At 55.2% G+C, this 23,758-nt stretch carries 21 protein-coding genes; 12 read left to right on the forward strand and 9 right to left on the reverse strand.

The window, feature by feature from the left end:
• Positions 1-6: 6 nt before the first annotated feature.
• Positions 7-3,213 carry a PAS domain S-box protein gene (locus HOO88_01200; protein ID NOU35383.1) on the reverse strand — a complete coding sequence of 1,069 codons (3,207 nt, stop codon included), beginning with the start codon at positions 3,211-3,213 and terminating at the stop codon, positions 7-9.
• Positions 3,214-3,394: 181 nt separating this feature from the next.
• On the opposite strand from HOO88_01200, the gene galE reads away from it, so the two are divergent.
• Entirely contained in the window at positions 3,395-4,369 is a 975-nt protein-coding gene (gene galE, locus HOO88_01205; protein NOU35384.1) for a UDP-glucose 4-epimerase GalE, read from the forward strand.
• Here galE and rhaB read toward each other — a convergent pair.
• Positions 4,366-5,829 (reverse strand): rhamnulokinase, encoded by a 1,464-nt coding sequence (gene rhaB / locus HOO88_01210; GenBank protein ID NOU35385.1) that lies wholly within the window; start codon positions 5,827-5,829, stop codon positions 4,366-4,368. The genes galE and rhaB overlap by 4 nt on opposite strands.
• A gap of 152 nt (positions 5,830-5,981) precedes the next feature.
• Here rhaB and HOO88_01215 point away from each other — a divergent pair, with 152 nt between their 5' ends.
• The 5 genes from HOO88_01215 to HOO88_01235 are packed head-to-tail and all read left to right on the forward strand — an operon-like array spanning position 5,982 to position 9,700.
• Positions 5,982-6,416 carry a hypothetical protein gene (locus HOO88_01215; GenBank protein NOU35386.1) on the forward strand — a complete coding sequence of 145 codons (435 nt, stop codon included), beginning with the start codon at positions 5,982-5,984 and terminating at the stop codon, positions 6,414-6,416.
• On the forward strand, positions 6,413-7,864 hold the full coding sequence (locus HOO88_01220) for a sulfatase-like hydrolase/transferase (protein NOU35387.1): 1,452 nt from the start codon (positions 6,413-6,415) through the stop codon (positions 7,862-7,864). Before HOO88_01215 ends, HOO88_01220 begins: the two co-directional genes overlap by 4 nt.
• 2 nt (positions 7,865-7,866) lie before the next feature.
• Positions 7,867-8,685 carry a purine-nucleoside phosphorylase gene (locus HOO88_01225; protein ID NOU35388.1) on the forward strand — a complete coding sequence of 273 codons (819 nt, stop codon included), beginning with the start codon at positions 7,867-7,869 and terminating at the stop codon, positions 8,683-8,685.
• Positions 8,673-9,329 (forward strand): carbonate dehydratase, encoded by a 657-nt coding sequence (gene can / locus HOO88_01230; GenBank protein NOU35389.1) that lies wholly within the window; start codon positions 8,673-8,675, stop codon positions 9,327-9,329. Before HOO88_01225 ends, can begins: the two co-directional genes overlap by 13 nt.
• A 53-nt stretch (positions 9,330-9,382) precedes the next feature.
• Positions 9,383-9,700, forward strand: a complete 318-nt coding sequence (locus HOO88_01235) for a hypothetical protein (GenBank protein NOU35390.1) — start codon at positions 9,383-9,385, stop codon at positions 9,698-9,700.
• 264 nt (positions 9,701-9,964) lie between these two features.
• Here HOO88_01235 and HOO88_01240 read toward each other — a convergent pair whose 3' ends face one another.
• Positions 9,965-10,777, reverse strand: a complete 813-nt coding sequence (locus tag HOO88_01240) for a 4-hydroxy-tetrahydrodipicolinate reductase (protein ID NOU35391.1) — start codon at positions 10,775-10,777, stop codon at positions 9,965-9,967.
• A gap of 209 nt (positions 10,778-10,986) precedes the next feature.
• On the opposite strand from HOO88_01240, the gene HOO88_01245 reads away from it, so the two are divergent.
• The 6 genes from HOO88_01245 to HOO88_01270 all read left to right on the forward strand — a co-directional run bounded on the left by HOO88_01245 (position 10,987) and on the right by HOO88_01270 (position 17,484).
• Positions 10,987-12,243 carry a phosphoglycerate kinase gene (locus tag HOO88_01245; protein NOU35392.1) on the forward strand — a complete coding sequence of 419 codons (1,257 nt, stop codon included), beginning with the start codon at positions 10,987-10,989 and terminating at the stop codon, positions 12,241-12,243.
• 26 nt (positions 12,244-12,269) lie between these two features.
• Positions 12,270-13,025 carry a triose-phosphate isomerase gene (locus tag HOO88_01250; protein ID NOU35393.1) on the forward strand — a complete coding sequence of 252 codons (756 nt, stop codon included), beginning with the start codon at positions 12,270-12,272 and terminating at the stop codon, positions 13,023-13,025.
• 73 nt (positions 13,026-13,098) lie between these two features.
• Positions 13,099-13,443, forward strand: a complete 345-nt coding sequence (gene secG, locus HOO88_01255) for a preprotein translocase subunit SecG (protein ID NOU35394.1) — start codon at positions 13,099-13,101, stop codon at positions 13,441-13,443.
• A 17-nt stretch (positions 13,444-13,460) separates the two neighbouring features.
• Positions 13,461-15,290 (forward strand): hypothetical protein, encoded by a 1,830-nt coding sequence (locus tag HOO88_01260; GenBank protein NOU35395.1) that lies wholly within the window; start codon positions 13,461-13,463, stop codon positions 15,288-15,290.
• Complete coding sequence (locus HOO88_01265; protein ID NOU35396.1) at positions 15,290-16,600, forward strand: ABC transporter permease; 1,311 nt, start codon at positions 15,290-15,292, stop codon at positions 16,598-16,600. Before HOO88_01260 ends, HOO88_01265 begins: the two co-directional genes overlap by 1 nt.
• Complete coding sequence (locus HOO88_01270; protein NOU35397.1) at positions 16,597-17,484, forward strand: ABC transporter permease; 888 nt, start codon at positions 16,597-16,599, stop codon at positions 17,482-17,484. The genes HOO88_01265 and HOO88_01270 overlap by 4 nt, the downstream gene beginning before the upstream one ends.
• Here HOO88_01270 and HOO88_01275 read toward each other — a convergent pair.
• The 6 genes from HOO88_01275 to HOO88_01300 form a co-directional block, all read right to left on the reverse strand.
• Positions 17,425-18,225, reverse strand: coding sequence for a hypothetical protein (locus HOO88_01275; protein NOU35398.1), 801 nt, complete (start codon positions 18,223-18,225; stop codon positions 17,425-17,427). The two genes, HOO88_01270 and HOO88_01275, sit on opposite strands and share 60 nt — an antisense overlap.
• Positions 18,226-19,011: an OmpA family protein gene (locus tag HOO88_01280; GenBank protein ID NOU35399.1), complete on the reverse strand. Its 786-nt coding sequence runs from the start codon at positions 19,009-19,011 to the stop codon at positions 18,226-18,228.
• 248 nt (positions 19,012-19,259) lie between these two features.
• On the reverse strand, positions 19,260-19,892 hold the full coding sequence (locus HOO88_01285) for a site-2 protease family protein (protein NOU35400.1): 633 nt from the start codon (positions 19,890-19,892) through the stop codon (positions 19,260-19,262).
• 1 nt (position 19,893) lies between these two features.
• Positions 19,894-21,153, reverse strand: a complete 1,260-nt coding sequence (locus HOO88_01290) for an HlyC/CorC family transporter (GenBank protein ID NOU35401.1) — start codon at positions 21,151-21,153, stop codon at positions 19,894-19,896.
• Position 21,154: 1 nt separating this feature from the next.
• Positions 21,155-21,613 (reverse strand): rRNA maturation RNase YbeY, encoded by a 459-nt coding sequence (ybeY, locus tag HOO88_01295; protein ID NOU35402.1) that lies wholly within the window; start codon positions 21,611-21,613, stop codon positions 21,155-21,157.
• Entirely contained in the window at positions 21,543-23,747 is a 2,205-nt protein-coding gene (locus HOO88_01300; GenBank protein ID NOU35403.1) for an HDIG domain-containing protein, read from the reverse strand. The genes ybeY and HOO88_01300 overlap by 71 nt, the downstream gene beginning before the upstream one ends.
• Between the last annotated feature and the right edge of the window lie 11 nt (positions 23,748-23,758).

Below are 23,758 nucleotides of genomic sequence, written 5' to 3' on the forward strand. Positions count from 1 at the left end.
TTCCTTTCAGCCGGTTCGTTCTGCCAATGTGTCGTGGACCGCCGCGATCAGACTGGTTACGCCGAACGGTTTTTGTAAAAAGCGGTACCCTTTGCGATCCAGATCGCTCCAGCGTTCGTATGGATCTCTGTAGCCGCTGTAGAGCAGTACTGGGATTCCGGGATTTTTTTCACGGATTATATCGGCCAGTTCGACACCGTTTTTTCCGGGCAGGACGACGTCGCTGAAGAGCAGGTCAAAACCGGGGCCGTCCTGTTCGAAAAGCTGTAACGCTTCTTCTGCGGAAGCGGCGGCGGCCACTTCGTATCCCGCCGGAGTCAGGATGCGGAGAACCAGATTGCGGGCATCCGTATCGTCATCCACCAGTAGAATCCGCTCCTGATTTGCCTGTCCGTGGCGAACCGGAGCCGTTTCAGCCGGCCGGGATGCGGGCAGATAGATTTTGACCGTCGTTCCGTGCCCTTCCTCACTGTAAACGTGAATCCAGCCGTTGCTCTGTTTAACGATTCCGTACACCACCGCCAGACCGAGTCCGGTGCCTTTACCAACTTCTTTGGTTGTGAAGAACGGTTCAAACAGATGATTTTTCACTTCCTGACTCATGCCGGTGCCGGTGTCGGTGACGGACAGACAGGCAAAGGTTCCTGCTTCCGCTTCAGGTATCCCGGCGGCGGCCTGCGAATCGAAAGCGATGTTTTCGGTTGCAATGCTCAGGCGTCCGCCTGCGGGCATGGCGTCCCGCGCATTGATGGCCAGATTCATGATGATTTGTGTGATCTGCCCCTGGTCGGCATGAACCGGTTGTAAATCCGGGGCAAGATCAAAGACGCACCGGGTTTTTTCGCCCAGCAGCATATCGAGCAGCACCTCCGCATCACGAACGGCGCTGTTGAGGTTGAACAGTTTTTTATCCACCGGCTGTTTGCGGCTGAAGGCCAGCAGTTGACGGGTCAGTTCGGCGGCCCGGAGTGCGGCTTTATGAATTTCGTTCACGTTCCGGTGTTCGACGGTGTCGGTTTTCATTCGGGTCTGCAGAATTTCACAGAATCCGAGAATGGCCTGAAGGATATTGTTGAAGTCGTGCGCGACGCCCCCGGCGAGCTGGCCGATTGCTTCCATCTTCTGGCTCTGCTGAAACTTTTCTTCTCTGGCCAGTTCGCCGGTGATGTCCCGCTTAACGGCGACATATCCGCCGATTTCTCCGGACGGGTCGCGTACCGGCGAAATGGAAGCTTCCTCGGTGTAGAGTTCGCCGTTTTTCTTCTTATTGGTAAACCGGCCATACCAGATATTTCCGGCCGTAATGGTTTTCCAGAGGCTGGAATAAAAGCCGGCATCGTGCTGTCCGCTTTTGATCAGCCGCATGTTTTTCCCGATCGCCTCCTCAAGGGAATATCCGGTTATGCGTTCAAAAGCCGGATTGGCATATTGGATCGTGCCGTCGGTGCCGGTGATGACGACGGCTTCCGGCGACTGATTAATCGCCGTGGAAAGACGGAGAAGTTCCGCCGTGCGCCGCTGGATAAGCTGTTCGAGTAAGAATGGACGGTTGGATAAGATGGCGACCAGCGTCGTCAGCAGCAGCGTCAGAATGAGTCCGGTGAACAGCGCGGTCTGTCCGGCGTGCAGGGGGTGCGCCTCCAGCCACTGCTTCTCCGGGGTAATCAGCAGATCGTAGGTTTTGCCGAAGGCGAAAACCGGTGTGCTGGAATAAAGCCCGGTTCGTAAGGTTGTTTCGCACTCGTAACAATCTTTCCGTGAGCAGGCGAGCCAGAGCGGCGGGCGTCCGGCGCGCAATTCAACCAGACTGACCGAGAGCCCGGAGATTTCGCTGCCTGAACCTCCGGCGTGGGATTCCAGCAGAGCCTTTGGGCTTACAGAAAACCCGGCCATACCGAGACCCTGTTTGGCGTGAACCGGCTGAAGAATAAAAAGGCCGGTTGGATGATCGTTCTCCGCAATCAGAGTGACCGGGTCGGTAGCCGTTGCCCGATCGGTGCGCAGTGCGTCGGCGATGGCGGCTCTGCGGACCGGTTCAGAGTAGAGGTCATATCCCAGAGCTTTTTCGTGTCCGGCCAGCGGTTCAATGTAAACCTCCGGATAGAGCACTGTGCCTTGCGCCGGAATCCGGGCGTTCTGCTCATTAAACTGCCAAATGGAAAATTCCGGCAGATCGTCCGAGCGAACGCGCGCGGTGAAGCCGGCGGCATCGGTGGCGGAAACTTCCGGAAACCAGAAGCAGGCCCGGATAGGGTTTTTATCGATGAGCGGTCCGCAGTAGGTTCGGAAATCCTGACGGCTGATGTAATCGCTGGACTCAAAAAAACAGACCAGCATGTTCAGGTCGTGAGAGATGTTTTTAAACAAGGTCGTGTAAATTTCCGCTTTGATTTGCGCCTGGGAGTAGAAATTTTCTTCTTGCGATTTTTTGTCCGCAACATGAAGCAGCCGCGCCACGGTTCCCGTCAGCAGCAGCATGATGATGGCGCAGGTGAACGCTTCGATGTGGCGGAAGCGCCGATGGTTCGCGGCGGAGAGGCGTGTGCGGACTTTTAATGCGGCAAACCCAAGTGCCAGCATCAGCAGCGGAGCCATTGCGGTCAGAAAAGGAACCCATTGCGCTTTACGGATTTCGGCCTGCCAGACCGCCGCTTCGATGTCGATTCCGACCGTCATCAGCACTTCACCGCCACGAGGGTCAATGACAGAAGCTGTCGCCGTGACAAAGTCTCCGTATTCGTCGCGGGCCGGACCCTGAACGGTGGCGCCGCCGGTTTCGAAAATCCCGAAATCCTTTTTTGTGGGAGTCAGATAAACCGTTCCGGGCGGCGAGGCTTGCGGATGGCCCGGTTCAAAGTTTTCCGGCCCGAATACCAGTTGGCCGTCACGCAGAGCCATGGTGTAGAGACTGCGGATGCCGGACGCCTCGGCATAGGCTTTGATCTGATCGCGCAGCCGCTGGAACTCTGGGCGGTCAACATCCTCCGCGCTGAAAGAAAGTTTGCGGACGAGATCTGCCGGAATCGCTTCGGCGATGCGGCGGATCTGACCGGCTGCTTCACGGCGCATATTCAAATCCGTCTGCAGTCCCGCCTCTTTGGCGGCCAGAATGCCGACGAGCAGCAGCAGGAACGCTGTGGCATATATAATCCAGTAACGCTTGCGCCCCGGGGCGGCGTCTAATGTCCAAAAGCCGGTTTTGTGTGTGTTCATGATTTCTTTGCCGCTCAATAACGCTCTTCTCGGAGCCGAGTATAGGGACTCGCCTGAAAAAGGCATTCAAAAAAACAGGGCATATCACCGGCGTTTTTCAGTCTCTGGGCGGGGATTTTAATTGGCGGAGGGGTTCTTTGGACGCTATCTTTCACCGCTTTGAAGTCCAACAGGAGAAGGCATGAATGTTTTAGTTGCCGGCGGTGCCGGATATATCGGCAGTGTCACCACCGAGATGCTTTGCGATGCAGGGCACGATGTTACCGTGTTTGACAATCTGGAACGCGGGCATCGCGCCGCGATTGATCCGCGCGCCAAATTTATTCAGGGCGACCTGCGCCGGCCGGAAGTCATTGAAGCCGCGCTGAAAAAAGTGAAGCCGGAAGCCGTTATTCACTTCGCTGCTTACATCGAAGTCGGCGAATCCATGGTCAATCCACTACCGTTTTTCGAAAACAACGTCGTTGGCTCACTGAACCTGATGAAGGCCATGGTTGCGGCGGACTGCAAAAAGCTGATCTTCTCCTCGACCTGCGCCACCTACGGCACGCCGGAGCGGGTTCCGATGGACGAATCGCTGCCGCAGAAGCCGGAGAGCGTTTACGGCGAATCCAAACTGCTTTGTGAAAAAATCTTCCAGTGGGCGCAGCAGATTCACGGTGTCGAGTGCGTTTTCCTGCGCTACTTCAACGCCTGCGGCGCCACCGCTAAATACGGCGAAGACCACGCGCCGGAAAGCCACCTGATTCCGCTGATTCTGCAAGTTCCGCTCGGTAAGCGGCAGAAAATTTTTATCTTCGGTGACGACTACGACACGCCGGACGGAACCTGTATCCGCGACTACATTCACATCCGCGATCTGGCACAGGCTCATATTCTTGCGCTCAAGCTCGGCATCACTGGTGCATTCAATCTCGGCAACGGCGATGGTTATTCCGTTAAAGAAGTCATTGAAGTTTCCCGCGCTGTTACCGGACATTCGATTCCGGCGGAGCTTCAGCCGCGCCGCGTCGGCGATTGTACCCGCCTGATTTCCAACTCCGCCAAGGCCAAAACCGTCCTCGGCTGGAAACCGGAATATGCCGACCTGCGCTCTATCGTTGAAAGCGCATGGAATTGGCACAAGGCGCATCCGAACGGATACGCCGATAATTAGACAATCGCGGTAAAGCGCTCGAATGCTTTGTCCCACGCGGCGGTGTCTTCCGGCAGAATGACTCTGGCAGCGAACGATTCGCTGATCATGGCGCGTCCTTCGGCGAGTCCGCCGACGTCGCCTTTGGCAATCATCTGCATCAGAATATTTCCGATGGCCGTCGCTTCGATCGGTCCGGCGACGATCGGGCGGTTAAGTGCATCGGCAGAGAACTGGTTGAGAACTTTGTTCTGACATCCGCCGCCGACAATATGCAGTTTTTCCAGCCGCCGTCCGTGCAGTTTTTCCAGAGTCTGGAAAACGGAACGGTAACGCATGGCGAGACTTTCATAGGCGGTGCGGGCAATTTCCCCTTTGGTCTGCGGCACGCGCTGGCCGGTCTTTTTACAGAACGCCTGAATCGCGGCGGGCATGTCGCAAGGCTTGGCGAATTCCGGGGCGTCCGGATTAATGAATGCGACGAACGGTTCAGCGGCCATGGCCAGCTCGGCAATCTGTATGAAGTCGAGTTCTTCACCCTGTTCCATCCAGTTGCGGCGGCATTCCTGCAATAGCCAGAGTCCGCCGATGTTTTTGAGAAAACGGATGGTATTGCAGACGCCGCCTTCGTTGGTGACATCGTATTTCGCGCTCTCCGCTGTGATGATCGGGTTCGATTCTTCGAGTCCCATGAGCGACCATGTGCCGGAGCTGAGATAGGCGCAGTCTTTATTTGCAAGCGGAGCGGCCGCGACGGCTGAGGCGGTATCGTGGCCGCCGACGGCAATCACCTGTGCGTTGCCGCCCAGTTCTTTCTGAAGCTCTGCGGTCAGCGATCCGAGAACGGTTCCCGGCGGAACAATCTTTCCAAAGATTTTTTTCGGCAGGCCCAGCTTTTCGATCAGATCAAAATCCCAGTCGCGTTTTTTGGCGTCGAGCAGCTGGCTGGTGGAGGCAATCGTGTATTCCGTGGCCGCCTTGCCGGTCAGCCAGTAGTTGAGCAGGTCGGGCATGAACAGCATCTGTTCCGCTTTCTTGAAGTCCGGGCGGCTGAGCTCGGCGGAAAGCTGATAGAGGGTGTTGAAGAACATGAACTGCAAGCCGGTGCGGTTATAGACTTCCGCTTTCGGGACGGTCTTAAAAACCTTCTCCATCATGCCGTCGGTACGGGCGTCGCGATACTGGAAAGGTGTGTTAACCAGTTTTCCGTTTGCATCAAGCAGACCGTAGTCCACGCCCCAGGTATCCACACCGATAGCCTGAACCGCGCTGCCGTAGGCTGCAAAGCCGTTTTTCAATCCGGTTTTAATTTCGGTGAAGAGCTGGTCGATGTCCCAGTGCAGCCCGTCTTCTTTCTCAATGGCGCCGTTCCAGAAACGGTGCATCTCTTTCAGTTCCAGTTTTTCGTTTTCAAAAAGGCCGGCGAGTACGCGTCCGCTGGAGGCTCCGAGGTCGATTGCAAGATAGCATTTGGTTGGCATAGTTCTGTCTCCGATCAAAAAATAGGGGGCGAGCATAATGAAAGCGGCCCGTCTTGCCAAATAAATGATGGCGCGATAATCTCGCGGTATGCTTTGGCTGTGCAGGACAAAGGCCTGTGCTGATATTCGAGACGAACCGGAGGGTGAATTGTATGAAGCGGAACTGGAAAATTATGCCGAAATATCTTCACAGCCTTTTAGGGGCTATCCTTGTGGTGATGGTGGTGCAGTATCTTCTGTTGGCTGGTTTAGTTCGTCCGGTTCATCTGGTTTTTAATATCATGCAGCTTTTCTGTTACCTCCTGCTGGCGGTGGCGGTATTCCGCGGATTCATCCAACGCTCCCGGCTGGCTTGGCTGGTCGCTCAGACAATGCTTTCGGCCCTGTTTGCTTTTTCTCTTTTGTTCACGGTGATCAGCGCGGTCTTTTCCCTGAAGGATCGGGGTCTTGTCGTCATGCTTAGTGCGGCACTGCTGACCGCGATTTCAAACGGGCTGTTGCTGGGATTTATTTTTTCACTTCCAGTTTGCGACTATTTCAGTCCGATAGATAACGGGGAAGAGGGACAGGGAAAAGCGGAACAATGAATGTAAAATCGCGGCGCGAGTTGATTGGCAGCATCATGGCGGGGTTTGGATCTTTATTTCTGACGGCGGAAGGTAACGCGGCGGAAAGTAAACGCCCCAATATCATTTATATTTTTACGGATCAGCAAAGCGCCACGATGATGAGCTGCGCCGGAAACCAATGGCTCAAAACTCCGGCCATGGATTACATCGCTCAGAACGGAATCCGTTTCGAACGCGCCTACACAGCCAATCCGGTCTGCGTTCCCGCCCGAATCAGTATGATGACCGGACGGTTTCCTACAGCCTTTGTCGCGCCGTCTGGGTCGGCGCTGGAAAATGACGACAGCCTTCGTATCTCAAAGATAGATGAGAAAGTGAAAAAGACATTTCTCGGAAACCAGTTAAAGAAGGCCGGGTATGATCTGGCGTACGGAGGGAAAGTCCATCTGCCGGATCTTATGACCCCTGAACGAACGGGCTTTGAAATGCTGACCGCCAGTGCGACGGAAGAGCTTTCCCAAGCTTGTGTTGACTATATCAAGCGCGCCCACGACAAACCATACTGTCTGATTGCTTCGTTCATAAATCCCCACGACATCTGTTTTTTTGCAATTAAAGACGTCCGCTATGCAACGCGTGATCAAGTTGTGGTTAAGGAAAAAAAGGCCGGGCCGGGCGTACCGAAGAAGCTCAAAGATGCGATAACAATTCCGGAAGGTGTCACTGACGACGAGTTCTTCGGCAAATACTGCCCGCCGCTTCCGCCCAACTATGCACCTCAGCAGGACGAGCCGGAAGCAATCAAGGGGATGGTTAAAGACGAAAAGTTCAGACTTCTTGCCCGGCAGAATTATACGGATCGGGACTGGCGCTTGCACCGCTGGGCCTACCACCGTCTTACAGAGGTGGCAGACCGGCAGATCCAGCCGATTCTGGATGCACTGAAGGCTAGCGGTCAGGAAGACAACACCCTGATTATTTTCTCCAGCGACCACGGCGATCACGATGCGTCTCACCGTTTGGAGCATAAGAGCTCTCTTTATGAAGAGTCGGCGCGCATTCCCTTTCTGGTCATGTATAAGGGCGTTGTACCGGCCGGACAGGTTGACACCACGCATCTGATATCCAACGGACTTGATCTCCTGCCGACCATTCTGGATTACGCCGGAATCGAAAACGCCCAGACGGATGATCGGGGCCGGAGCCTGCGGAATCTTATTGAAGGCAAGGCTTCGGTTGAGTGGCGGAAAAGTCTCGGTGTAGAAAGTCAGATCGGGCGAATGGTGGTCAGCGGGCCTTACAAGTATATCCGCTACGACAAGGGCGCTGTTCAGGAGCAGCTGATGGATTTGCAGAAAGATCCCTACGAGACAAAGCAGTTCGCGGACGATCCCGCCCACGCCGAAGCACTAAAAGCCATGAGGAAAGAGTTTAAGGCGTGGTTTCCTCAAGCTGACACCAAGTAATCATGCAGGCAATCAATCAATTGGTAATGAATGAGGCCGCTTTGGCCGTCAAAAAAGCGTGGCCGCAGGCGGAGCCGCGGCTTGGCATCGTGCTCGGCTCCGGCTGGGGCGAAGCCGTCAGCGGATTTCAGATCAAAGACGAGCTGCCGTACGACAAAATTCCAAACCTTGGGAGGCCCGGCGCGCCAGGCCACACCGGGAAACTGCTCTATGCGGAACTAGACGGAATAGAAATTTTTATTTTTCAGGGTCGCCGCCATGTTTATGAAGGCGAGGGCTGGACACCGGTCGTTCTGCCGGTCTGGATTCTGAAGCAGTTTGGTGCGCAGACGGTTTTGTTGACGAACGCTTCCGGCGGAATTCGCGAAGACCTGCGGCCCGGCACGCTGATGGCGATTGAGGATCATATTAATCTGCTCGGCGGCAGTCCGCTCGCCGGCCCGCACAACTTGGCGTTCGGCGAGCGCTTTCCTGATCAGACGTCTGTTTACGGTCACGATTTGCGTCGGGCGCTGATGGACTCCGGCGCGGACGCTTCCGGTATTTATATCGCGACCGCTGGGCCGAACTTTGAAACACCAGCTGAAATCCGCGCCTTCCGCGCGCTCGGCGCCGATGCCGTCGGTATGTCCACTGTGCCGGAAGCGATTTTCGCCAACGCACTCGGATTGAAAGTTGCCGGACTTAGTTGTATCTGTAACTGGGCGGCGGGACTCGGCGACGAAAAATTGAGCGGCGAAGATGTCCTTCGTACAGCGGATGCCGCGATGCCTCAGATGCAATCAGTCATAAGGAGCTTTGTAGAAAAATGCGCATATTGAACGAACTGTTTGAAAACAACCGGAACTGGGCGCGGAGCATTGTCGAAAAAGATCCGGAGTTTTTTAAAAAACTCTCGAACCAGCAGGCGCCGCAATATCTTTGGATCGGTTGTTCCGACAGCCGTGTGCCAGCCAACGAAATCATCGGTCTGGCGCCTGGCGAAGTATTTGTACACCGCAACATCGCCAACATGGTGATTCATACCGACATGAATTGCCTCTCCGTCATTCAGTACGCCGTCGATTTTCTGAAGGTGAAACACATCATCGTTTGCGGACACTACGGTTGCGGCGGCGTGGAAGGCGCGATGGACAACCGTCCGCAGGGCTTGGTGGATAACTGGCTGCGGCACATTCGCGACATTTACCAGAAGTATGAACTGACGCTCGACCGCATCACGGACAAGAAGCGCCGCAGTGATAAACTCTGCGAGCTGAACGTGATTGAGCAGGTTTCCAACGTCTGCCACACCACGATTGTGCAAGATGTCTGGCGGCGCGGACAGGAACTGGCGGTTCACGGCTGGGTTTACGGTCTGGACAACGGACTGCTGCGCGACCTGCACGTCTGTGTGCGCGGCGCCGACGAACTTTCTTCAATCTATCGCATGGCTGTTGATGAAGAACTCGATGAAAAAGAATAAATTGGAATTGTAGGACGCGCTTCCCCGCTAGGGGAGCGTGTGTAGGTTGATGTATGGATCGGATTTCCAAACACCCGCCGCGATTGAAGCCGTTTCAGAAATACGACTCACCGCTGTTCTTCATCACAATCGGAACCTTTGAACGCAAGCCTGTATTGGCCGCCGATGCTGTACACAACCGGTTTGTTGCATTTGGCAAGGAACATTCCGGCTGCGGAATCGCAATCGGTCAGTATGTGGTCATGCCGGATCATATTCACTTTTTCGTTCGGCTTGCTCCCCAATACAAACTGGGTGCCACTGTTGGATTCTTGAAAAAGACACTGTCGGTTGCTCTTAAAGAAAGCGGACATTCTCTGCCGCACTGGTAGCCCGGATTTTTTGATCACATGGTGCGAAGCGCGACGAGCTATTCAGAAAAATGGGAATACGTTTATCAGAATCCGGTGCGCGCCGGATTGGTTCAATCTGCGGATGAGTGGCTGTATTCTGGGCAGATTGTTCCTCTGCGGTACTGAGACACAAGCTCTCCGGAATACCGGAGAAGCTTGTCCTACAAGTTAGGGGAAAGTTTTTAAAGGACACGCGATTTGGCAATTTGTAGGACGCGCTTCCCGTAACCGGGAGCGTGTGGATTAAAGCCCCAGCACATTCTTCATGCTGTAAAGACCGGGCTTTTGCTGAACAACCCACGCGGCGGCGTTGAGCGCGCCGACGGCGAAGGTTTCGCGGCTGGTGGCGCGGTGTGAAAGCTCGATCATTTCGCCGGTTCCGGCCAGCAACACGGTATGGTCGCCGACAATGTCGCCGCCGCGCACCGCATGAAATCCGATTTCGTCTTTTGTCCGCGCGCCGGGCAATCCGGTGCGGCCATCAACCTGCGATTTTTTCAAATCAAGGCCCGCGCCGTCGGCGGCGGCTTTGCCGAGCATCAGCGCTGTACCGCTCGGGGCGTCCTTCTTCTGGTTGTGGTGCCGCTCAATAACTTCGATATCGTAACCTTTGGCGTGAAGCGCTTTGGCCGCTTCCTTGACGAGGTTGCAGAGCAGGTTGATGCCGAGGCTCATATTGCCTGCCATCACCACCGGAACTTTTTTCGCGGCGGCATTCACTTCCGCCAGCTCGGCATCGCCGAGGCCGGTCGTGCCGATCACCCAGGCGGTCTTCCATCCGGCAATCCGTTCGGCATTGCCAGCGGTTCCGAAGTGAGAGGTAAAATCAATAATGACATCCGCGCCCGGAGCGACGGCGGCGAGATCAGTGGTGATTTTAACACCTGTTTCTTTGGTGCCTGCGGCCAGTCCGGCATCTTTTCCAATGTCCGGAACGTCCCAGAGGTCAATCGCGCCCGCCAGTTCGAGACCGGCGACTTTCTGTTCCTGAATACAGCGGATCAGCGTTTTGCCCATGCGGCCCGCCGCGCCCTGAATAACAACTTTTATGCTCATAGAGGTTCTCCGTTGGCAGTTTTTACAGAAGCCCGCCCCGGAAGGGAAGTTGATTTCCGAGCATCGGAAACTTTTCTTCCGCCGGTTCGGAAAAACAGGGGTTGAGTCTGGTTGACTCCGGTTCTTTTTTCCTTATATTCGGGGCTCATTTTTAAACCCTTCGACTCCTTATGTCGCTCAGGGCAGGCCAACTGGAAAGGAAATAGAAAATGAAGAAAATGACGATTCGCGATGTGGACGTAAAGGGCCATCGGGTTCTGATGCGTGTGGATTTTAATGTGCCGGTCAAAGACGGCGTCGTAGGCGATGTGACTCGTATCACCGCCGCGCTACCGACGATCAAATATGTGCTCGAAAAGGGCGGTTCGCTCGTGCTGATGAGCCACCTCGGTCGTCCGAAGGGCAAAGGCTACGAAGCCGAATTCAGTCTCAAGCCGGTTGCTGCCAAGCTGGAAGAGCTGCTCGGCAAGCCGGTCAAATTCGGTACCGATTGCGTCGGCGCGGAAACCATCGCTCAGGCCAAGGCGCTCAAGGCTGGCGAAATCATGGTGGTAGAAAACACCCGTTTCTATAAGGAAGAGGAAGGCAAAGCCAAGCTGGCCGACGACGCCACCGACGAGCAGAAGAAAGCCGCTAAGGCCGAAATGAAAGCTAAGCAGAAAGAGCTCGCCAAAAAACTCGCCGAACTCGGCGACGGCGAAATCTACTGCAACGACGCTTTTGGTTCCGCGCACCGCGCCCACGCTTCCACCGCTGTAGTCTGTCAGTTCTACAAAAAGAACGTCGCCGGCTTCTTGATGGAGAAGGAAATTGATTACCTCGGCAAAGCGCTCGAAGCTCCGGAAAAACCGTTCGTCGCCATCATCGGCGGCGCAAAAATCTCCGGCAAGATCGACGTCGTCACTAGCCTGATGAGCAAATGCGACGCGATTCTGATCGGCGGCGGCATGGCTTATACTTTCTACAAAGCGCAAGGCTTCAAGGTCGGCAAATCGTTGGTTGAAGATGACCGCGTCGAAATGGCCAAAGACATTCTCGCTCAGGCCAAAGCCAAAGGCGTGAAGCTGATGCTGCCGGTTGATAACATCGCGGCTGACAAGTTCGGTGCCGACGCCAACACCAAAGTGGTTGGCGAAAACATTGACGACGGCTGGATGGCTCTGGATGTCGGCCCGAAGACCATCGCGCTTTATTGCGCGGAAATCGCCAAGGCCAAAACCGTGGTCTGGAATGGTCCGATGGGCTGCTTTGAAATGGCCCCGTTCGCCAAAGGCACCTTTGCGGTTTGCCAGGCGGTGGCCGATTCTGACAGTGTCAGCATCATCGGTGGCGGCGACAGCGTGAGCGCGGTCAACCTGAGCGGTTTGGCCGACAAGATGACCCATATCAGCACCGGCGGCGGAGCGAGTCTCGAGTTTCTCGAAGGTAAACAGCTTCCCGGCGTTACCGCTCTGACTGACAAGTAACCTTTTAAAACAAATAGGAGAATCTCATGAGAAAGAAAATTATTGCTGGCAACTGGAAGATGAATAAGACGATTGCCGATGCGCTGACGCTGGTTAAAGGAATTCAGGCTGAACTGAACGGTTGCAAGGATGTTGAAGTGGTGGTCTGCCCGCCGTTCACCGCGCTTAAGTCCGTCAGCGACGCGCTGGCCAACAGCCAGATCAAGCTGGGCTGTCAGAACATGAGCTCGGAAGACGACGGCGCTTATACCGGCGAAATTTCCCACACCATGCTTCACGAGTTGTCGGTCAAATACGTTATTCTCGGCCACAGCGAACGCCGTGAGTATTACAAGGAAACCGATTTCTGGGTGAACAAGAAGGTCAAAAAGGCGCTCGATAAAAATCTGCGTCCGATCGTTTGTGTCGGCGAAAAGCTCGCCGACCGCGAAGCCGGAAACACCGAAAAAGTGGTCGAAGCACAGGTGCGCGGCAGTTTGGCTGATATCACCGCTGAGCAGTTTGAAAACGTTGTTGTCGCCTACGAACCCGTTTGGGCGATCGGCACCGGCAAAACCGCGACCAGCGAACAGGCTCAGGAAGTACACGCCTTCATTCGCGGTATCATCCGCGACATGGTTGGCGAAAAAGCGGCCAAGGGTTTGCGTATCCAGTACGGCGGAAGCATGAAGGCTTCCAATGCCAAAGAACTGCTTTCTCAGCCGGACATTGACGGTGGACTGATTGGTGGCGCGGCACTTGACGCCCGGTCCTTCATTGATATCGTCAAAGCGGGAATGTAATCGGGCGGGGGCTGAAATTGTACTCGCAATTCAGCCCCTAAAGCCTAAAGTTCACAGCCTCGGAGGTTTAAAAATGGCTATTATTCGTACATTGCTCATCGTTCTTGAAGCCGCATGCAGTCTGTCGCTGATCGGTTTAATCCTGTTGCAGAAATCCAAAGACGGCGGTCTCGGCCTCGCTTTCGGATCGGGCGGTAACGACTCACTTTTTGGCGCGCGTGCCGGCAATGTTCTCACTAAGGCCACCGTTGGTATCGGAATCGTTTTCCTCGTGAACACGCTGATTCTCGGTATGCTTTTTGCCGGTAGCGCCAGTAAGTCGCTCATGGACAATGCTTCAATTGCACAGCCGATTCCTATGGCTCAACCGTCCGCGCCTCAGTTTCCGGTAGAAATGCCAGCGGCTCCTGCGCAGTAAAACGGAGATGTGAATTCATGGAACGGCGGATTAGCGGATGGAATTTGTTCCTCCACGGTTCCGCCGTTTTTCTTTTCCTGCTCCTGTCCGCCTGCGGACGGAGCGATCTCGATACGTTGCGTTTCAAAGGCGAGCAGGTTCTCTACGGACAGACGGCGCGCATCAAAGGAATGGATCCTGCAAAAGCGGGCGATGTTTCTTCATCTATGGTGGTCGGGCGCATTTACGAGGGTTTGCTCGAATATTCCTATCTGGATCGTCCATATCACCTCCAGCCGATGCTCGCCGCCGCCATGCCGGATATTTCCGCCGATGGACTTACTTACACCTTTCGCATCCGCCAAGGCATTTTCTTTCAGGACGATCCGTGCTTTCCAAACGGAAAAGGGCGCGAGCTGACGGCGGAGGACTTCGTCTATTCCATCAAGCGCATCGCGGATCAGAAGGTCGCCTCTTCCGGCTACTGGGCTTTCAACGGGCGCATTGCCGGGCTCGATGAATTCCGCGCCGCATCAGCGGGCAATTTGCCGACAGATTACAGCGCACCGGTCGAAGGTCTGCGCGCGCCGGATCGCTATACCTTTCAGATTCAGCTCAAAGAACCTTATCCGCAACTGCTTTGGGTTTTGGCCATGAACTATGCTTTCGCCGTCCCGCGCGAAGCGGTTGAACGGTACGGCATAGAGTTCATCAATCATCCTGTCGGTACCGGCCCGTACATTCTTAAATCGCAAAAAAACAACTACCGCATCGAATTTGTCCGTAATCCGAAATGGGTGGAGACCGGTCGCGTTGAACTCTATCCATCCACCGGAACCGCCGAAGCCCGCGCCGCCGGACTGCTTGATGATGCAGGCAAGCAGGTTCCTTTTATTGATCGCATTGTGCAATATGTGACGGACGATCCAACGACTGCGTGGATGATGTTTCTGTCGGGACAGTTCAGCTATAGCACAATCTCTCGCGACAACTGGAGCGCTGTCATCACGCCCAGCCGGGATCTGGCTGCCAGTATGAAAGAGCAGGGTGTTGAACTGCTTTCCAGTCCGACGCTCTATCTTTCTTACATTGGCTTCAATCTGGATGATCCCGTCGTCGGTAAAAATAAGAAATTGCGGCAGGCGCTCAGTTGCGCGTTCGATCCCGAGCTTCTGGTGCAGTACTACAACGGTCGCGTCACGCCGGTCTACGGCCCGCTTCCCAGTCCGCTGGCGGGCTTTAAACCCAAGCCGACCGACTATTCATTCAACCTTGAAAAGGCAAAAAGGCTTTTGACTGAAGCGGGTTATCCAAACGGCATCAATCCTGCAACCGGACGCCGTCTTGAGCTGACTCTCGAGCTTGGCGACGCGGCGCCCGATACGCGACAGTCGGTTGAACTCATGGTCGGCATGGTCGATAAAATCGGCATTGTGCTGAAAGCCAGTTACAACAACTGGCCGGCTTTTCTCGACAAGATGGATCGCCGTCAGGCGCAGATATTCAAGCTCGGCTGGGTTGCTGATTATCCGGACTCTGAAAACTTTCTTCAGCTCTTCTGCGGCGCGAATGTGTCGCCCGGCCCCAATCACTCTAATTACGTAAATCCGGAGTTTGATAAACTCTACAATCAGTTGCGCACCATGCTGCCCGGCCCGGAGAAAGACCGTCTCTGTGAGCAAATGGCGGATATCGTGATCGAAGACTGTCCGTGGGTTTTCCTGTACCAGCCGATGGATTTTGCCGTTACCCACAACTGGCTGAAAAATTTCAGTCTCCACGACTTTTCCTATACCATGACCAAATACCGTCGTATCGACAACGCCGCATGGAATGAGTGGAAAGCGAAGCAGGGGAGGAGAAACTGATGCTTCGTTACATCGGCAAGCGAATCCTCCAGATGATCCCGACGGTGTTCGGCGTCATCATGATTACGTTTGTTCTGTTTAACATGGTCGGCGGCAGTCCGGCTCAACAGGTGCTCGGTCCGCACGCGCAGGCCGACACACTCGAACAGTTTGATGAGCAGCGCGGCTTCAACAAGCCGCTGTTTATCGGAGCTCGCACAACGACCCGCGCCTACGCCGACTCTGATTTCACTCGCACCGCTGGTGACTGGCAAAAGCAGAATGGTGTTATCTGGACGAACGGCATAATCATTCTCCCGGCAGGCGGCGAATATGCTTTGCCGCTAAAATTTTCACTGCGCACCGACTGCGAATATGAGCTGGAAATTGAAGGCCGTTCCGCTGGATTCCCGATGTTCGGCGACGAACAGCTTAAACTCCCGAAAGACTGGAAAAAAATCGAACTGCGGTTTCAGGCAAGGCCCGCCCTGAGCGACGCCAAAGGCGAAGTCGAATGGGGAAAGATCATTCCCGGTAATGCTCCGATCGAAATTCATTCCATTAAATTGCGCCGCATCATGAGCAACCCATTTGATTCGCAGTTCGTGTTTTATCTGAACCAGCTCGCGCATCTTGATTTCGGTATTTCGGGCAGTAGCAATCAGCGCGTTTCCAAGCTGTTGCTCGACGGCATCGGCCCCTCGCTGATGCTCGCCGTGCCGATTTTTTTCGCCGGACTGATTGCTGCGGTCATGCTTTCGCTCTTCTGTGCCTTTTGGCGCGACACATGGGTAGATCGCTTTTTCATCGTCTTTTCTGTCGCGTTAATGAGCGTCAACTATCTGGTTTGGATTGTCGGCGGGCAATATTTACTTGGCTTTAAACTCGGCTGGTTTCCAGTTTGGGGTTTTGAAGGGTTGCGCTATCTGATTCTGCCGGTGCTGATCGGCGTCTTCAGCGGCCTCGGAGCTGAGTTGCGCTTCTATCGCACCATCATGCTTGACGAAGCACACCGCGACTATGTCCGTACCGCACGGGCCAAAGGGGTTGGGCGTAGCGGAGTGCTGTTTAAACATGTTTTGAAAAACGCGATGATCCCCATCATTACCAACACCGTTATCGCTATCCCGTTCCTTTACACCGGCAATCTTCTCCTCGAAAGTTTCTTCGGCATTCCCGGCCTCGGCTATCTCGGCATCAACGCCATCAATTCATCTGACGTCGATGTGGTTCGCGCCATCGTGCTGGTTGGCGCCATTATATTTGTGATCGCCAACCTCCTGACCGACATCTGCTATGCGCTGGTTGACCCGCGGGTAAAATTGAAATGAGCGAAAAAGGAAACAGTTTGTGGAGCGATGCCTGGCGGCGGTTGAAGAAAAACCGTCTGGCGATGGCTTGTCTCGGCATTATCACGGTTTACACCGTGCTGGCGATCTACGGCGAAGTAGTTTTTCGCTACTATCAGGCAAAAGATCAAACGGCGTTTTATCAGAAGACCGATTTGAATCAGGCCTATCAGCCACCGTCTTCCGGCCATTGGATGGGCACCGACGCACTCGGTCGCGACGTGATGCAGCGGCTGATTCAGGGAACACGCATCGCCTACAAGGTCGGCATCATCACCGCACTCATCGCGATTCCCATTGGCGTTTTCTTCGGCTGTCTTGCCGGCTACTTCGGCGGTCGGGTGGACAGCTTTGTTGTCTGGCTTTATTCAACGGTCGCTTCCATGCCGGGCCTCTTGTTTATTCTCGCCATCGCCATGGTGGTTGGAAAAGGACTGCTCGGTATTTATCTCGGCATTGGACTCACCACCTGGGTCGGATTATGCCGTTTGATTCGCGGCGAAGTAATTAAGCACAAAGAGCAGGCTTATGTGATGGCGGCCAAAGCGCTTGGGCTGAGCTGGCCGCGGATTCTGTTCCGCCACATTCTGCCGAACGTTTTCCACGTCATCATCGTCACCTTCACGTTGCGCTTCCCGGCGGCGGTCAGCACGGAAGTGTTCATGAGCTTTCTCGGCATTGGCGTCGTCAGCGAACCGTCATGGGGAGTGATGATTAACAGCGCTCGGATGCGGCTCTGGCAAGGCGTCTGGTGGGAAATGACTTTCGTCACGCTGGCCATCTTCGGCCTTGTTCTCGCCTTCAATCTACTCGGCGATGCTTTGCGTGATGCTCTCGACCCGCGGCTCCGCACTGAGGGCAATTGATTTTTCAGAATCTGGAAGTTTTTCTTCCAGCGACGGCGCAGGCATTTCTAAATCGAACAACTCGCCGATAAAATCGGGCGCGGCGCGGTTCTGTAGAAACGAAAGCATCTTGTTAGTGAAATGACGGCCGGACGCCGATCTCACGGACGATGTATATTCGCGTTTCAGCCGTTTATGATAAAGCGTCGAGCCGTCGGCTATCGAGGTAAGCCGGACATCCCATTCAAACCGCGCCTCCAATGTCTGCCAACGAATCCAGTACTGCGATAGAAGCGGGCCGAACAGAGCCATTAGCGGATATTTTTTGTTTGAGCCGAGATGAACGGTACGGTAGTCCCAGACGGTAACCGTCAGCAAGGAGTCAGCCCCAAACTGCTTAGCCTCTTCTTCATTTTCAACAGTGAAAATACGTTCGTATGTGCCGGCCTGTGTCAGCGTGGAGACGATTTCAAGCCCAATGTCTTTTGATGCCGAGGCACTGGTGACGACCACGCCGCGTCCGTCCATCAGCTGTTTATAGAGCGGACTTTCCGGTTTGAGATTGTCCGGCTCAATATCCGGATGGATACGCGGAGGCAGAACGGCAACCCGAAACGGGTTCGGTTTCGAAGCGGGGATTGGCTTGCGGATCGGCGTCTCAATCGAGGTGGCGCATCCGCACAGCAAAAAAGAAACCGCCGTTCCTGCAATCAGCAATGGAACGGCGGCTTTCATGAACAACAGATCGGTGCGATTCCGCACTTATTTCTTTTCTACAACGATCGAGTTCTTAGCAGGCATGACAACGATAACCGCGCGGCGGTTCAGGCGTTTGTTGGCAGCGCTATCGTTCGGAACAACCGGCTGAGCATCGCCGCAGGCAACCGCTTTGAGGCGTTCTGCAGGAATCTGTTTTTCGTTCATCAGATAGTAGAGAACGGACATGCTGCGGTTGTAAGAGAGTTCCCAGTTGTCTTTCCATTTCGACTTCTGAATCGGGTCGCTGTCCGTGTGGCCTTCAATGGTGATATCGCGGTCGGCGAAATCAGCAGAGATGACGTTCAGCACGCTGTCGAGCGTGGTTTTGCTGCTGACTTTCAGGTCGGCCTTGCCAGCTTCGAAAAGAACTTCGTTCAGAATGGTGAAACGAATCTGACCGTTAACGGCTTCAACCTGCACATTTTCCATGCCGGGCTGACCGCGGAGTTTGGCTTCGGCATCTGCGAGCTGACGTTGAAGATCATTGATCTGAGCTTCTTTGTCTTTCATGCCGGCAGCATTATCGCCTGCATATTCGTCGAGTGCGTCGCCGATGAGAGCACCGCCAGCAGCACCGGCCACGGCACCGTATCCGGCACCTTCCCAAGAGGTCAGGGAGCCATTGATGGCATTATGCGCCCAGACGGCACCGACGGCTGCACCAGCTGCACCACCAGCGACAGCACCCTGCTGTGTGGGGGTCAATGGTACTTTGGGCGAGCGGCAACCTGTAGCAACTACACACAAGGAAAGAACGGTAACGGACAAAACACTTTTCATCCACTTCATGATACACCTCACTAAATATCCAACTCCAACAACCCATTTTCAAATACGGGACGGACACACGCCCGGCAAGACCGTATTAGGAAAGAGGTTTAAAAGATGGCCAGATGTTGCTGGATATGCCGAAAAAGTCAAGCGCGACAATAAATATCTATGTACACGCTGATTCGCGGGTTCAGTGTGGCCTGCCCCCGAGTGTGTATCCAGATTTCAGGGGAATTGATCGTCCGGCGGCCTTTGTGCCTTCGCGGTCAAACAATCAGCGCGGCGAGGCTGTGAAAGAAGGCGACGAAGATGCCTTCGAGAGCGTAGCCGGCGGCGAAGATGAAGGAGCCGAGCGGAGAGTTCCATAGTAGCAGGAGGAAGATCAGGAAAATTGCAGTGGCGTGTTTCTGCGCGAACCGATCGAATGCCGGATGAAAGGCGGAGACGACGGCGAAGCCGTCGAGTGCCGGCACCGGCAGGATATTGAAGACAAATAACATGCCGTTAACCGCGCCGCCGATGAGCAGGAAATGCACGGCGCTGGGATTGCCAGCGGTGTCGGCGATTACCATCAGGAGCGAAAAGATCAGGCAGAGCAACAGGTTTGTCAGCGGGCCGGACAAGGCAATCAGCGCCCGTTTGGATGCACTGCGCACCGCGACCGGATTGACCGGAACAGCGCCCCAGGCGAGGCCGAAGAGCGCGAGCATAATTAGCGACTGCAATCCCATTTGCACCAGCGGATTTAACGTCAGGTGTCCGTTGCGTGCGGCCGTGTCGTCGCCGAAGCGCAGTGCAGTGGCGGCGTGGGCGTATTCGTGACAGCAGATGGAAAACACCACGAAGATAATCCAGCCGAAGTAAAGGAACGGATCGGTCAGCGCCTGTTGAATGAACATGCTAGTCCTTTTCCTGAACCGGCGTGAGCAGCAACGTATGGATGCGGCGCGGCGTGGCGTTCTGGACGGTGATTTCGAGGCCGGGCGCGGCGACTTTGGTTCCGGCAGGCGGAATACTGCCGAGTTCGTTTAGAACATAGCCGCCGATGGAATCGTATTCGTCGCTCTCGGGAATGTTCAGTCCGAGTTCTTCGTTGAGGTCGGCGACGGCGAGGCTGGCTTTGACCAGCGCGGTGCCGTCAGAGCATTTCAGAATGTCTTTTTCGGCAAGGTCGTATTCGTCGCGGATTTCACCGATGAGCTCCTCGATAATATCTTCCATGCAGACAATCCCGGCGGTGCCGCCGTATTCGTCAACGACGAGCGCCATGTGGAAGTGCTGTTCGCGCATCTGGCGCAGGAGGTCGTTGATCGGCATGGTTTCCGGAACGGCGCTGAGTTTTTTGACGATGTCGCTGACCGGGCGGGATTCTTCGCCGCTGGCGAAGAGCCGCAATAGGTCTTTGACGTGTACGACACCGGCAATGTTGTCGACGGTTTCTTCGTAAACCGGAAAGCGGGAATGGGTCGAGCGCTGTACTTTTTCAACGCACTCGGCGACGGTATTGCCGGTGCGCAGCCCTTCGATATTGATGCGCGGCGTCATGATTTCTCGGACGACGGTGTCGCCGAATTCAAAAACGCTGCGGATGATTTCGCGTTCTTCTTCTTCCAGCTCTTCGGAGTCGGTCTGATCGACGAGCGTCATAATTTCTTCTTCCGGCGTGGGACTGTCGTCTTCGTCGGCGGAGGAAAGAGCGCGGGCGAGGAGGCCGCGTTCCAGCGCGTAGATGGGCCAGACCAGCGGCCAGAGAACGCGGGTCAGGCCGATAACCGCCGGAAGGAAAAAGAGAGAAAGGCGGTCAGCGTAGCTTTCGGCCAGCACGAAAGGAATGACACGGATGAAAATCAGGTAGAGCGGTGTCATTACCAGCATCAGGCCGATCCACTCGACGGCCAGCGAGAGTTTGAAGGTGTGAAAAGCGAAATAGATGGCGGTGATTTCACAGAGCGTCAGGCAGAAACGAAGTGTCGTACGCAGCAGGTTCCATCGTCCCGACCAGCTTTCAAGAGCCTTTTCGGCTTGTGGTTTTTTTTCGGCGAGGCGGCTGATGCCCGCATTACCGGTTTCGCGGAAAGCGGCAAAAAGAACGGCCCATAGAGCGGCCAGAAGGAGCGCGGCGATACTGCCTGCGAGGTGGTTGAAGTTGATTTCGTTCATGTCAGCCCACTATCAGATTTTTGATTTCCGGTTGCAACTCCGCAAGCCTCCGCATTTCTGTACGGCGCATGGCGGCGCGTTTGGCGGGCGTGTTGTCGTCGGCACCGGACAGATGGTTGAAGCCGTGAGCGATGTAGAGAGCCAGTTCGGCTTTGATGCCGTCGTGGTTCGGGCCTTCCAGTGCGGCGCGCTCGACGTTGACGATCAGGTCTCCAGTGACGCCGTCTTCGCCGGGAAACGGTTCACTGCGGAAACTGATGACATCGGTGGCGCGGTCTTTGCCAAAAAATTCGCGGTTGTACTGCGTAATGCCGGAATCGTCCGTCAGCAGAAGCGTGACTTCCTGCCAGACGGTATCCGGATCGGAGGCTTCCAGCGCGGCGGCCAGTTTAGCGGTCAGCCGGCGGATTGCCGACAGGCTGATCCGGCGTTTCTGCCGGTTTATTAGAACGGTTTTCATCTTTAGGGTAGGCGACACGGCCGTGGAGCATACTGGTGAGCGAGAAGACAAAGGACTGTTTGATTTTGTTGAGTTCAGCGAGCGTGAGTGTGCATTCGTCGAGCTGGCCGTCGCGCAGACGAGCGTCGAAAATATCGTTGATCAGGTTCGTGACGCGAACCGGCGTCGGCTTTTCGAGTGACCGCGATGCGGCTTCGCAGCTGTCGGCCAGCATCAGAATGGCCATTTCGCGAGTTTGTGGGCGAGGACCTTCGTAGCGAAAATCTTCGTCGTTGATTGCCGGCTGACCGGCGGCGCGGGTTTTGGCGCGCTGGTAGAAAACGGAAACCAGGCTGGTGCCCTGATGCTGTTCGATGCCGTCGATGACAACCTGCGGCAGTTTATATTTTTTCGCCAGCATGACGCCTTCTTTGATGTGCGAGACAATCACCAGCGTGCTCATACTCGGTGTCAGGTCATCGTGCGGGTTTTCCGAGAACTGAATATTTTCGCTGAAGAAACCGGGCTTCACCAGTTTGCCGATGTCGTGGAAGTAAGCGCAAACGCGCAGCATGAGTCCGTTAGCACCGACGGCTTCAGCGGCATTCTGCGCGAGGCTGGCGAGCATCAGAGAATGGTGGTAGGTGCCGGGCGCGTTGATGGCAAGGCTCTGAAGCAGCGGATGACTCAGGTCGGAAAGTTCGAGCAGAGAAATGTCGGTGGTGATTTTGAAGAGGTGTTCAAAGACCGGGATGAGCAACAGGGCCAGCAGCGCGCTGACCAGTCCGCACAGCATGGCGGTTCCAATCTGCGGAATCAGAATCTGCCATGACGGATGTTCAAGCACGGCCATCACCAGTGCAAAAATAATTTCGACCGCGCCGATCCAGAACCCCGCGCGGAACAGCGCAGTGCGGCGTTTGACGTCGCGGGTAGTGTAGATGGCCGCCACGGAAGTCAGCAGGCCGAGCACAAACACATCGAAGTTTCCGCCGAGCAGTGTCGCAAGCGCAAAGCTGACCCAGAAGCCGGAGATCAACCCCGGCGCACTGCCGAGCAGGATGGAAGCCAGCAGCGGCGCGATGGATAGCGGCAGAGCAAAATGAAGCAAGGTTGCCGGAATCAGATGTAAATCGACCGTGGCGTACAGTAAGCCTTTGCCGACGATCAGCGGCAAAGCGCAGAGCGTTACCAGTAACAGCATTTGCCGGCGGCTGCGCAGCAGTAAAGGTTGCACGATGCCGGCGATTGCCGCGCTGAGCGTGAGGCCGATCAGCAGCAGAAATCCGTTGCCCGCCAGCCGCTGGATGCGTTCGGCAGGTGTTTCCAGTTCGCTCAGCCGCTGTTCGTGCGCGGCCAGCCGCTTGAGTGTTTGTTCACTCACCGTGTCCCCGTTACGAACGAGAATGGTTCCGGCGCTCACCGGCTCAATGACCGGATCGACGAGTGCGGTTGCCTGAGCGCGGCGCATATCGGTTTCGGCGGCATCGTACGCCAGATTGGGCCATAGGCACGGCGCGATCAGCGCGCGAATGGTTTTTTCTTCGTTGCGGCTTTCGCGCGGAAGCTCGTGGAGAATTTCTGCCGTGGCCGCCTTGAGCGCATCGGCCTGCTGGACGAAACTGTCGAGTGTGCGGATCACGTCCGTTTTGCCGCCGCGCAGTGCTATTTTTCCGGACGGGGCTTTGCCGTTAAATTTTGTCTGCGCGTCGCTGACGGAAATGATGCCGCGAGAACTGGTATTGGAAAGCGCGGTGAAAAGGATGGTCTGAACGTCAACCTGTTTATCTGTCGGCAGGATTTCTGTCAGCCGGTTGGTGGTCAGCAGCAGGCGTGCGTTTTCGATGGCGGATGAATCAATGGAGAAAACCGGCAGAACCGCATCGGTGGCGGCACGCTGCCCGGCTTGTGTGGCGGCGACGTTTTCGGCGCGGAAATCGACTGATGCCGCAATGGTTTCGGGGGCTTTCTGTCCGAGCACCAGCGTCTGCGGACGGAGCAGGCGTCCGCTGTAAAAAAACACGACCAGCGCCAGCCAAAGGACAACGGCCAGCAACAGATTGAAAAATGAAAACCGCCGCACCTTTTTGCGAGCCGTGATGTTTCTGGTCGCGGTGCCGCGATAATTTGTCTTTTTGAAAAACTTCCGTTTCAAAGCAGGCCTCT

It is taken from the genome of Kiritimatiellaceae bacterium (assembly GCA_013141415.1).
Lineage (GTDB): Bacteria > Verrucomicrobiota > Kiritimatiellia > Kiritimatiellales > Tichowtungiaceae > Tichowtungia.